The organism is Dehalococcoidales bacterium (genome assembly GCA_030698765.1).
In the GTDB taxonomy this organism is placed as follows: Bacteria; Chloroflexota; Dehalococcoidia; order Dehalococcoidales; family UBA2162; genus JAUYMF01.
The window spans coordinates 26853-38328 of record JAUYMF010000172.1 but is presented as its reverse complement, the minus strand read 5'-3'; the positions used below and the strand labels follow the sequence as shown (position 1 = coordinate 38328).

Annotated in this window: 10 protein-coding genes; 9 read left to right on the top strand and 1 reads right to left on the bottom strand. The window is 54.6% G+C overall.

The window, feature by feature from the left end; translation table 11 throughout:
• Nucleotides 1-40: 40 nt before the first annotated feature.
• Nucleotides 41-559, bottom strand: a complete 519-nt coding sequence (gene cobO, locus Q8Q07_08585) for a cob(I)yrinic acid a,c-diamide adenosyltransferase (protein ID MDP3880340.1) — start codon at nt 557-559, stop codon at nt 41-43.
• A 418-nt stretch (nt 560-977) separates the two neighbouring features.
• Between cobO and Q8Q07_08580 the strand changes: the two genes are divergently transcribed.
• The 9 genes from Q8Q07_08580 to Q8Q07_08540 all read left to right on the top strand — a co-directional run bounded on the left by Q8Q07_08580 (nt 978) and on the right by Q8Q07_08540 (nt 11320).
• Nucleotides 978-1967: a MoxR family ATPase gene (locus Q8Q07_08580; GenBank protein ID MDP3880339.1), complete on the top strand. Its 990-nt coding sequence runs from the start codon at nt 978-980 to the stop codon at nt 1965-1967.
• 3 nt (nt 1968-1970) lie between these two features.
• Nucleotides 1971-3206, top strand: coding sequence for a DUF58 domain-containing protein (locus tag Q8Q07_08575; protein ID MDP3880338.1), 1236 nt, complete (start codon nt 1971-1973; stop codon nt 3204-3206).
• A gap of 12 nt (nt 3207-3218) precedes the next feature.
• Nucleotides 3219-4760 carry a DUF4129 domain-containing protein gene (locus tag Q8Q07_08570; protein ID MDP3880337.1) on the top strand — a complete coding sequence of 514 codons (1542 nt, stop codon included), beginning with the start codon at nt 3219-3221 and terminating at the stop codon, nt 4758-4760.
• 211 nt (nt 4761-4971) lie between these two features.
• Nucleotides 4972-5433 carry a 4Fe-4S dicluster domain-containing protein gene (locus Q8Q07_08565; GenBank protein MDP3880336.1) on the top strand — a complete coding sequence of 154 codons (462 nt, stop codon included), beginning with the start codon at nt 4972-4974 and terminating at the stop codon, nt 5431-5433.
• Nucleotides 5434-5478: 45 nt separating this feature from the next.
• A complete protein-coding gene (locus tag Q8Q07_08560; protein ID MDP3880335.1) occupies nt 5479-6831 on the top strand; it encodes an FAD-dependent oxidoreductase in 1353 nt (450 codons plus the stop codon).
• A 21-nt stretch (nt 6832-6852) separates the two neighbouring features.
• The gene (locus Q8Q07_08555) at nt 6853-8010 is read left to right on the top strand and encodes a glutamine amidotransferase family protein (protein ID MDP3880334.1); all 1158 of its coding nucleotides are present in this window, start codon (nt 6853-6855) and stop codon (nt 8008-8010) included.
• 49 nt (nt 8011-8059) lie between these two features.
• Nucleotides 8060-9565, top strand: a complete 1506-nt coding sequence (locus Q8Q07_08550; GenBank protein MDP3880333.1) for a glutamate synthase-related protein — start codon at nt 8060-8062, stop codon at nt 9563-9565.
• A gap of 2 nt (nt 9566-9567) precedes the next feature.
• The gene (locus Q8Q07_08545; protein ID MDP3880332.1) at nt 9568-10329 is read left to right on the top strand and encodes a hypothetical protein; all 762 of its coding nucleotides are present in this window, start codon (nt 9568-9570) and stop codon (nt 10327-10329) included.
• A 757-nt stretch (nt 10330-11086) separates the two neighbouring features.
• On the top strand, nt 11087-11320 hold the full coding sequence (locus tag Q8Q07_08540; GenBank protein MDP3880331.1) for a type II toxin-antitoxin system HicB family antitoxin: 234 nt from the start codon (nt 11087-11089) through the stop codon (nt 11318-11320).
• Nucleotides 11321-11476: the final 156 nt, after the last annotated feature.

Genomic DNA, 11476 nt, shown 5'->3' with positions numbered 1-11476 from the left:
GAGCACCTTGGCATTCGTCATTCCAGTATTATGCTCCGATCTAAAATTCAATTCCCGCCTGTGCCTTGATCCCCTGACTGTGGTGATGCTTTATGTCCACTATCTCTACCGCCGTATCAGCGAAGTCAATCAAAGCCTGCGGAGCATTACGACCGGTGATTATCACATGGACTTTGTCCGGGCGGTGTCTGAGCACATCCAGTACTTCATCAAGCTCAAGCCAACCGTACTGAAGCGCGTAAGTCAGCTCGTCCAGTACGAGCATATTATAGGTGCCTGAATTCATTTTCTCCACGGCTACTTGCCACAGTTCTCCGGCCATCCGCTCATTCTTCTCAGCGTTACTTTTTCTAGACGTAAAACCGGCGCCGCCAGCCACTATCTCCAGTCCCATCCGCTGTGCCGCAAGGTGTTCACCAACCGTGGAATGCTTGACGAACTGGAGCACCACCACCTTCATCCCGTGTCCCCATGCCCTGAGCACCATGCCCAGCGCCGCCGTAGTTTTACCCTTTCCCTTTCCGGTATTGACGATGACCAGTCCCTTACCCTGGTTCATGCTGAAGCCTCCAGACCATATGTTCTCCGGTAACCGCGGAGTGTTAGCATCCAGCTAACGCCCTTAACGTTCACATTATAGGCAAAAGGGACTATTATCTCAAACAACCCCTCACCGGTTAGCTATCAAACATACATCGATTCGTAACCCATGCCAGTGTCCTGTCAGACTAATAGCCAGGCGAATAACCTCACCTCCTGTCCCCCTTCCCGGTGGGAAGGGGGACAGGGAATGGGTCTCCACTATGTAGTCTGTTTATAGTGATGCCGAAGATTCATTTATAGATATCGCTTCGGCTACTTTCAACTCAACGTTACCAGTATCTTTATTTACCTGACGCTACACTAGATTACGAGTCTTAAAACTTGTGGTGATAAACCGGTTAAACTGCTATAATAGTGCGCTAAGGAGAAAAGGAATGGTGTCTTATATCGAAGATAGCGCTATCAACCGGATCAGGGAGGCGGGGAACAAACTAAAGGAAAACGTGGAGCGGGTCATAGTCGGCAAGGACGAGGTGGTCGAACTGGCCGTAGTCGCCCTGCTCTGCGAGGGGCACGTTCTCATCGAGGATGTCCCCGGCATCGGTAAGACCATGCTCGCCAAGTCAATCGCCATGTCACTGGGTTGCACCTTTCGCCGCATCCAGTGCACCCCGGACCTGCTGCCCTCAGACATCACCGGCACTTATATTTACAATCAGAAAACGGGGGACTTCGAGTTCAGACCGGGGCCAATTATGGCCCAGGTGGTACTGGCTGATGAAATCAACCGCGCCACGCCGCGGACCCAGTCCGCCCTGCTTGAGGCAATGCAGGAACACCAGGTCACGACCGAGGGTGAGACCAAGCTGCTTTCCCGCCCCTTCCTGGTGCTGGCTACCCAGAACCCCATTGAGTTGGAGGGTACTTTCCCCCTGCCCGAAGCCCAGCTCGACCGCTTTCTGCTCAATATCAAAATGGGCTACCCCACCACCGCCGACGACCACATCATCCTGAGTCGCTTCCGGCAGACCGACCCCCTGGAAGAGCTAACGCCCGTGGTTTCATCCGGCGAGCTTCTGGAACTGCAAACGGAGTGCCGGAAAATACACGTTGCCGTCGATATCGAGGACTATATCATCAATCTCATCCACGCCACCCGGGAACATCAAGCATTACAATTGGGGGCCAGCCCCCGGGCGATGCTGAGCCTGTACCGTGCCTCACAGGCGCTGGCCGCGCTGCGAGGTAGAGCCTTCGTCATCCCCGACGACGTTAAATACCTGGCCAACTTTGTCCTGATTCACCGTATCATCACCAGAGCGGAAAGCCACCTGCGCGGTCACACCGCCGAGCGCATCCTTGGAGAAATAGTGGAATCCGTACCGGTACCTGTTGAGGAGAAAGCCGGGACCGCGGAGGGATGAAGTATGCGCGGCAATCACTGGCTCTTCACCGCCGTCGTGCTCTTCATTATCGGCCTGCTCTGGCATCAAACACCCCTGCTTCTGGTCTCACTGCTGGTACTTCTCGCCGATGGCACGGGTAAGCTGTGGAGACGCTATTGCCTTGACCGCGTCGATTACCGGCGCGAGCTTAGCGCCAGGCGCGTCTTCTTCGGGGAAGAATTACACCTCGATGTAGAGATAAGCAACAGAAAACTCCTGCCCTTACCCTGGCTGCAAATCGATGATGAGGTGCCGGTAGAGGTAACGTTCTTAAAAGGCGGGCTATCGAGTTCACACCTGACGGACCGCAAGCTCCTCGGCAACTTCTTTTCGCTGAGCTGGTACCACCGGGTGAGACGGCGCTACCCCATTCGCTGCCTGCAGAGAGGTTTTTTTACTTTTGGCCCGGCACGAATCCGGTCAGGCGACCTGTTCGGTCTCTTCCAGCGGGAGATGGCAATCCCACAGTTAGATTACCTCATGGTCTATCCCAGGATAGTGCCCCTGGAAAAACTGGGCATCGCCTCAAAACAGGTTCACGGCGATATTAAACTGAGGAGACACCTGTTTCAAGACCCGGTGCTTACTGCCGGGGTTAGAGACTACCACTTCGGTGACAGCCTGAAGAACATTCACTGGAAGACGACAGCCCGGCTCGGACGTCTGCAGACCAAGGTCTTCGAGCCGACAACCACCGTCGATTTCGGCATCTTTCTGGATGTTCGCACCACCAGGCCACCCCTGCGGGGCAGCAATCCCGAACTCCTGGAGCTGGAGATCGTTGCCGCCGCCTCCATCGCCAGCTTTGCCCTGGGCCATGGATACCGTGCGGGCCTCTATGTCAACCAGAACCAGCGGCTCAGCAATGAACCCATCCGCATACCACCCAGCCAGCATACCGACCAGCTAATGCACATCCTGGAAGCCCTGGCACAGCTTCATCCATCAGAAACGACACCGATAGACAGACTGGTTCTTTACGAAGGGAGGAACCTTCACTGGGGCAGCACTCTGGTAGTGATAAGCGCCGCGCCAACGGATACCCTGACATCAACACTGCTCAAGATGAAAAGGGTCGGGCGCCGGGTATCTTTGATACTGGTGGGAGGCAAGGAACCGGCGGCGGGCAATAACGGCCTGAACGTTTATCACGTGCCGGATGATGTCAGATGGCGTGACCTTGAAGAGCTGCCGCTACGCGGGAATAACCACCAATAGACACGGAATATCATGCGCAAACTATTAAGTTCGGACTGGATAGGCGCCATTTCACTGCCACTGACGGTCATCCTGATGGAAGCGTTCTGGCTTTATCCCTGGCTCGCCTGGGCCGGGGAATGGGCAATGTTTACCCGGCACCATCCGATTTTGAGCCTGCTAGCAGTCATCCTGCTCCTTACTGTTGCCTTCTTCGCCACCAGGTTCCTGCTCAACCGGCAATGGCCGCTGCGCCGGGTAAGGTTCAGTATCGTCGCCGGCGGAGTAACGGTTATTTTTATCGTAATCCGCTCTGAATACAGCGCTGGCTTCGCTCTCACCGATGGGCAGTGGTTCACTTACACGGGCGGGATTTTTCTCAGTAGCTTTTCCCGCCTTCACCAGGTAGTGATGGCGCTTATGGTGGCGGTTTACCTCTGGTGGCGGGGGGCAAGCCTGGGACGCTCTCCACTCCATGTTAATCATATTTACCGCTCCTTTGCGGCTGGCCTCTTTTCCCTGGTACTGCTGACCATCATCTGGGGAGCCAGTCTGGGGACTGATTCCTTTCAGGGTTTGACATCCACGTTTACCCTCAACATCGCCGGTTTCTTCTTCTTCGGATTGATGGCGCTGGCCCTCAGTCACCTTCAATCGATACGCCGCAAGATACCGGAAAAGGAAGAGGTAGCGCGTATGCTGGGCAGGCGCTGGCTCTACACCATGCTGGGAGTGGTGGGGGGAATTTTCCTGGTCGGCATCGGCATCACCAGTCTCTTTTCCACCGAGTTTGTCGCCCTGCTACAACGGCTCCTGAACATGGCTTACCACCTGGTGCTCCGGGCGCTGGACTATCTGTTTATCGCCATCGGTTACGTGGTGGAGGGTCTATTATTCGTAGCGCAGTTAGTGATGAGCTGGTTCCGCCGGGGAGAGACTCCGCAACCATCCGCCGGCGAGAACTTAACGGCAATACAGGGATTACCGGAAAATATCACCCCCGGGGGATTTTCCTCGGAGGTGCTGCTGATAATGAAATGGGTAGTCTTTGCCATCATCAGCGGCGTCATAATCTTCTTTTTTATCCGAGCAATCTTCCGTTACCGCCCTTCACAGGCTGGGGAAGAGGTGGAGGAAAGCCATGAATCGCTGGGAGGTTGGGAAGGTCTGAAATCAGACTTACGCTTATTGCTCAGCAGGCTCCGGCAGCGTATCAAACAAAGAAGGAGGCAGAAGATAACTGCCGGCGCCATACCTGCCTGGTACGGGAGAGAGGATTTTGATGACGGGCTGAGCATCCGCGAGATATACCAGCGCCTGCTGTGGGAAGCCGCCCACTCCGGGATAGCCCGGCACTACCACGAAACACCTTACGAATACGCCCGCCGGTTCGGCAGAGCTGTGACCGATGGGAATGAGCCAATGAATGAACTCACTGACCTGTATATTAACGTCCGCTACGGTGATACCGCCGCTCCGGATAAACAGATAAGCCTCGCCAATAACCTGGGGAAAGTCCTCCACAAGCTGCTGGGAAGAACCGGAAATGGCAAAAACTCCGCTATGTCATCTTGATAGTCAACCACAACACACGGCAATTTAGTGTCTTTAATTTCCGCTTAAGCAACAATCTATTTACAACGGATTTTCGATAATACCCGATTCATCCCTGGTTGTACACTCACATGGTTCCAAAAAATAGGTATTGACAAAATAAAACGTGATGGCATAAAATATGGTATACGGCAACCAACTACCGCTTGCCATTTATATTAAGAGGGCTTACATGAAGAGAGTCTATATCAAGAAAGAGGTATGTATGGGCTGCCACCTCTGTGAGGTGCACTGCCAGCTTGCGCACGCCGACACTAAAGACCCTCTCAAGGCATTCAAGCGGGAGCTACCCCCACCCCTGCCCAGGGTAAGACTGGAGGAAAGGGGAGAACTCGCCCTCTCGGTGCGCTGCCAGCACTGCGAGGAGCCTGCCTGCGTCTATGCCTGCCTCACCGGCGCTCTCAGCCGGGACCCGGTCACCGGGATGGTCAGGGTAGATGAGGAACGCTGCATCGGCTGCTGGACGTGCATCCTGGCCTGTCCTTACGGCGTTATCAGGCAGGATATCAGACGCAAAAAGATGGTCAAGTGCGACCTCTGTGAAGGGCGAGAGACACCCGCCTGCGTGGACTACTGCCCCAATGAAGCGCTGGTATATACAGAACTACCTGAAACGGTATTGAGCAAGGATTAAAAGCACTTATCCAGCGGCAACCTGTAAACAGTATAGGTGACGAAAATGACCAAGAAGAATGAAACGATAAAATACCTGATTATCGGCAACTCCGCGGGAGGCATCGGCGCCGCGGAAGCCATCCGTGAAGTAGATAAAGCCGGGACGATAACCATAGTCTCCGATGAACCCTACCCGGCCTACTCGCGCCCATTGATTTCGGAGCACCTCGCCGACGGACGCCCCCTGGAGAGGATACTCTTCCGGCCGCCCGGTTTCTACGACAATAATCATATCCAGACCATACTCGGTCAGAAGGTAGTCGGGGTTAAACCTGAGGAACACAGCATTGAGCTCGATGACGGACGCCTCATAACCTGGGAGAAATTGCTGCTGGCAACCGGCGGTCTGCCTATCGTTCCCCCCATGGAAGGGCTGGGATTGAAGGGAATATTCACCTTTACCACGCTTGATGACGCCAGAGCTGTTGACCATTTCTTGCGGCAGCACCCGAAAAGAGAAATCAGGGCCGTGGTCATCGGCGGCGGTCTCATCGGCATCAGCGCCACCGAGGCGCTGCTAAAGAGGGGAGTTGAAGTCACCATTATCGAGATGAAGGACCGGGTGCTCAATGCCATCCTCGATGAAGAAGCCTCGTCCCTGGAGGAAGACGCTCTGAGGAAGGCGAGGGTTGAGATTATCACCGGGCACACCGTCAGCCGCATAACCAGCTACGTACCCGGCGAGGTTACCGGCGTCACACTGGACAATAGCCGGCCCCTGGCCTGCGAGATGGTGATTGTCGCCATCGGCGTCCGGCCGCGAACCGAGCTTGTCTCCGATACCGGAATCAAAACAAACCGGGGTATAATCATTGACCGCCGGATGACCACATCCAACCCCGATGTCTACGCCTGCGGCGATGTCGCCGAGGGTTATGATTTTGTTCACGGGGAGAACCGTCTGAGTCCCGTCTGGCCCAACGCCTACCTTGGGGGAAGAATCGCCGGTTTCAACATGGCCGGGGTTCCTACCGAATACCGGGGTGGCACGGCGATGAATTCAATGAAATATTTCGGGGTAAACATCCACTCGGCAGGCATGGTCGCCCCGACTGACGACAGCTACGAGGTAATCAGCAGCAAAACCGCCCATACTTACAAGAAGGTGATACTAAAAGACGGACTTATTACCGGCATGGTCTACAGCAGTGATATTGAAAAGTCAGGCATCGTCTACCGCCTGATGAAGGACCGGATAAACGTGGAGGCTTTTAAGCAGGAACTCGTCGCTGCCGATTTCGGCCTGGTTTCCCTCCCTGAAGAACTCTGGAAGCCACAGCTGTCTCTGCCTTCCTCAGAAACATCCGCTCCGGGAACTCCCGCCGAAGAGCCGGAAGAGGCTCTGGTCGGGGAATAACTCTTTCCCAAGGAGAAAGCCATGAAGGACTTAAGACAGGTTAACAATCCCAATAACGACGACAAGGTAATTGACGCCTGCTCCATATTCGGCGCCATGGACACATCGGGACGGAGGTTCTCCGGTGAGGGCGTCATCCGCGCCATCGCCAACATGCATGACCGCGGTAACGGGCTGGGCGGGGGTTTTGCGGTCTATGGAATATACCCCGAATATGCTGACCTTTACGCACTCCATATTATGTTCCTCAGTCCCCAGGGCAAAGAGGAGACCGAGCTATGCCTGGAAAGGAATTTCGACATTGTTCACCAGGAGGAGATACCCACCCGGCCGACACCGGCGATTCACAACCCGCCGCTGGTCTGGCGCTACTTTCTCAACGTGAACGGGGATAAGCCTGAGGGGCAGTCCGACGATGATTACGTGATGGGCAGGGTAATGACCATCAACACCAGGCTGAATGATAGCTTTGTCTTCTCCAGCGGCAAGGATATGGGTGTTTTCAAGGGCGTGGGCTACCCCGAGGAGATCGCCGACTTCTTCTGCCTGGAGCAATATGAGGGTTACCTCTGGACAACCCACGGACGATTCCCGACCAATACCCCGGGCTGGTGGGGGGGAGCCCACCCGTTCTGTATTCTGGACTGGACGGTGGTGCATAATGGTGAGATTTCTTCTTACGGGATTAACAAGCGGTATTTGGAACAGTTCGGCTACCACTGCACCATGCAGACCGACACCGAGGTGGTAGCTTATGCCGTTGATTTATTGATACGCAAGCATAACCTGCCCGTGGAAATAGCCGCCAAAGTGCTGGCGCCACCCCTGTGGGAGGATATCGAGCGGCGGCCGGCAGTAGAGCAAGACCTGCTCCGGGCGCTGCGCCAGGTGTACGCCAGCTTACTCTTGAACGGGCCGTTCACCATCATTATTGCCCATGATGGCGAGATGATAGGGCTAACCGACCGCATCCGCCTGCGGCCACTCATCGTCGGCGAAAAGGGCGATATGCGCTACCTGTCATCGGAGGAGTCCGCCATCCGCCTGATATGCCCCGACCTGGAGAAGGCGTGGATACCCAAAGGCGGTGAGCCGGTCATCAGCCGACTGAAGGAACGGGAAAAAGTCCCGGTACCGGTTGCCTCCAGAAGAAGGACCGCAGAGGAAACAGTATCATAGATACCCGCTGCTAAAGGAAAGCCCCAGTCCATTCGCGGGAGAAAGAACCATGAAGACATATCTACCAACCAAATTCGTTGTAAAGCGAGACCCTGAGCGCTGCATTCAGTGCCAGGTATGCGTCAACCAGTGCTCCTTCGATACTCACTACTATGATGAAGATGATGATGTATTAAGAAGTCGCGAGGAAAACTGCAAGGGCTGCCATCGCTGTGTCACGTTCTGCCCGACACAGGCACTGACCATCAGCCGCAACCCGCTGGACTACCGTGACAACTATAACTGGCGCCCGGAAATTATCGAGGATATCTTCAAACAGGCGGAGACCGGTGGCGTCCTGCTTACCGGCATGGGTAATGACAAGGGACAGCGCATCTACTGGGACCACCTGGTGCTCAACGCCAGCCAGGTGACCAACCCCTCCATCGACCCGTTGCGTGAGCCGATGGAGCTGAGAACTTACCTGGGACGGAAGCCCGACCGTGTGGAAATCGACCTTGACACGCTCGGCCTGAAGACGGAACTGGCCCCGCAGGTGAAACTGGAAATCCCGGTGATGTTCGCCGCCATGTCCTACGGCGCGGTGAGCATCAATGTCCACGAGTCCCTGGCCAGGGCCGCCACGGAAGCGGGTACTCTCTGGAACACTGGTGAGGGAGGACTGCACCGCACCCTCTACAAATACGGCAATAATACCATTGTCCAGGTAGCTTCCGGGCGCTTCGGCGTTCACGCCGAGTACCTGGATGCCGGCCGGGTCGTCGAGATTAAAATCGGACAGGGAGCCAAGCCCGGCATCGGCGGGCACTTACCCGGTGAAAAGGTAAGCAGCGAGGTATCGCTGACACGCATGATTCCCATGGGAACGGACGCTCTTTCTCCGGCGCCGCAGCACGATATTTACTCGATCGAAGACCTTTCCCAGCTTATCTACGCCCTTAAAGAGGCCACCAACTACAGCAAGCCGATATCGGTCAAGATTGCCGCGGTGCACAACTCGGCGGCAATCGCCAGCGGCATGGTCAGGGCAGGAGCCGATATCATCGTCCTGGATGGGCTGCGCGGGGCCACCGGCGCCGCTCCCAAGATTATCCGTGATAACGTCGGCATCCCTATCGAGCTGGCGCTGGCTTCCGTAGACAGCCGCCTGCGGCAGGAGGGCATCCGCAACCGGGCATCGCTGGTCATCTCCGGCGGAATCAGGAACAGCGGAGACCTCGCCAAAGCCATTGCCCTGGGGGCTGATGCCGTATACATCGGCACGGCGGCGCTCATCGCTCTGGGTTGCCACGTTTGCCAGCAGTGTCATACCGGCAAGTGTACCTGGGGCATCTGCACCACCGACCTCCGCCTGACCAAGAGAATCAACCCGGAGATTGGCGCCCGCCGTCTGGTCAACCTGCTCCGTGGCTGGAGCATTGAACTCAAGGACATTCTGGGGGGGCTGGGGGTTAACGCCCTGGAGAGCCTGCGCGGCAACCGCCTGCACCTCAGGGGCATCGGTCTTAACGAAAAAGAACTGGAAATACTGGGCGTCAGGATGGCCGGAGACTGAAGATGAAAGTGGTTAAAGAAGACACCGTAGTTAGTATTGATGCCGCCGGCATCTACTACCGGGAGCTTAATGCCATGCTCAGAGACGAGGTAGGCAAGGGTCAGCGGAAGTTTGAGCTGCGCAACGTCCACGGACAGAGATACATCGGCACCAACCTCAAAAAAGCGGTGGAGATTGATATTTACGGTACTCCCGGCAATGACCTGGGAGCCTTCATGGATGGTCCCCGGATCACCGTCCACGGCAACGCCCAGGACGGCTGCGGTAATACCATGAACAGCGGGGAGATAATTGTCCACGGTCACGCCGGAGATGTCGCCGGACTCTCGGCACGGGGCGGCAGGATATTCGTCCGTGATGATATCGGCTACCGCGCGGGTATCCACATGAAGGAGTACCAGGACCAGAAACCGGTACTGGTGGTAGGTGGCACAGCCCAGGACTTCCTCGGCGAGTACATGGCCGGAGGCATCCTGGTTCTGCTGGGGCTGACTCTGGCCTCGGGACAAAAACACCAGGCTGAATTCATCGGCACCGGAATGCATGGCGGGACTATCTACCTACGGGGAAGTGTTGAGGACTACCAGCTTGGCAAAGAGGTGGGGATAGGGGAAGTGGAGGAGAATGATTACCAGCTTCTTAGTAAGTACGTCGGCGAGTTTGCCGGTTATTTCGGCGGCGACGCGGCTGAAATATTGAACCATGATTTCATCAAGCTCTACCCGCGCTGGCTCAGACCTTACGGCCGGTTATACGCCTATTAGCTCACCGCTGTAAAGCGCCAGCGGACAACATTGAAGTTTATAATGTCCGATTCGCTATTCATGCCCCATTTCCAAGTATGATTTTAGCTGATTTCATGAACCCCATCCCCCTGTATCCCCCTTCCCCTCCGGGGAAGGGGGAGTTTTAAGAAAGAGGGACTTCGTCCCTCTTAAACGCCCTGACAGGGGATTTTCCGTTTCTTTAGTAGCCCGCATTGGAAGCATTCCGAAGCACACATGTTTTATCAAAGACACCACGAAGAATGAAAATACCGCCGACCAAGTGAACCATTCCGTGCCCTGGCCTGTCGCCAGGACAGGCTTGACACGGAATCCAGTTGAGTGAGATGACTGGATTCCGGTTCCCGTATCAGGTACGGGACAGGTTTCGCCGGAATGGTATTTTCGGAGCAACTTTTAGGTTAGTTTTGACCTTTGTGAGCCGAATTCGTCTCTCAAAACTGACCGCTCATTGTGATTACTCTCTGTGTTATAATTATATGTGGAGATGACAAAACGAGAGATATACGAAAAACTCAAGCGGGCTCCCGCCAACACCAGATTCGAGGAAATATGTAAAGACGCCGTTGATTTCGGTTTCATATACAAGGGTGGACAGGGTAGCCATAGGATATTTGTTAGACAAGGAACCAGAGAAATCCTGAATTTTCAAAACGTTAAAGGTATGGTAAAACCATATCAAGTCCGACAATTTATTAAGATAATCGAGAAATACAACCTTGCGGAGGATTAGGAAATGCCTGGTAAATATGCGATTGAGATATTCTACAGTGAAGAAGACAAGGGGTTTATTGCCATAGTTCCCGAGTTACCGGGGTGCTCGGCTTTTGGTGAAACTGAAGAAGAGGCGTTAAAGGAAGCTAAAGTGGCTATATCCCTGTGGCTAGAGACAGCGAAAAAAGAAGGAATACAAGTTCCAAAACCTCATGAAAAAGAGCTTCTAAAGAGCTTTATCGAGAGCAGGTCATAACTAATTCCGATATTTGGTAGGGCGGATTGGAAGCATTCCGAACTGGTATTTGAGAAGAAGGGGTTGATTCCAGATTTGCAGCATTACATGTTAGCTTTTGGTAATTAATCAATGACTATTCTGAATTGATTGACTATATTGATTTTTGACGTATCG

Excerpts from the sequence above, each read along its gene's own strand:
- Q8Q07_08575 (MDP3880338.1), top strand. The coding sequence starts at position 1,971 with ATGCGCGGCAATCACTGGCTCTTCACCGCCGTCGTGCTCTTCATTATC.
- Q8Q07_08560 (MDP3880335.1), top strand. The coding sequence starts at position 5,479 with ATGACCAAGAAGAATGAAACGATAAAATACCTGATTATCGGCAACTCC.
- Q8Q07_08570 (MDP3880337.1), top strand. The coding sequence starts at position 3,219 with ATGCGCAAACTATTAAGTTCGGACTGGATAGGCGCCATTTCACTGCCA.
- Q8Q07_08555 (MDP3880334.1), top strand. The coding sequence starts at position 6,853 with ATGAAGGACTTAAGACAGGTTAACAATCCCAATAACGACGACAAGGTA.
- Q8Q07_08550 (MDP3880333.1), top strand. The coding sequence starts at position 8,060 with ATGAAGACATATCTACCAACCAAATTCGTTGTAAAGCGAGACCCTGAG.
- Q8Q07_08540 (MDP3880331.1), top strand. The coding sequence starts at position 11,087 with ATGCCTGGTAAATATGCGATTGAGATATTCTACAGTGAAGAAGACAAG.
- Q8Q07_08545 (MDP3880332.1), top strand. The coding sequence starts at position 9,568 with ATGAAAGTGGTTAAAGAAGACACCGTAGTTAGTATTGATGCCGCCGGC.
- Q8Q07_08565 (MDP3880336.1), top strand. The coding sequence starts at position 4,972 with ATGAAGAGAGTCTATATCAAGAAAGAGGTATGTATGGGCTGCCACCTC.
- cobO (MDP3880340.1), bottom strand. The coding sequence starts at position 559 with ATGAACCAGGGTAAGGGACTGGTCATCGTCAATACCGGAAAGGGAAAG.
- Q8Q07_08580 (MDP3880339.1), top strand. The coding sequence starts at position 978 with ATGGTGTCTTATATCGAAGATAGCGCTATCAACCGGATCAGGGAGGCG.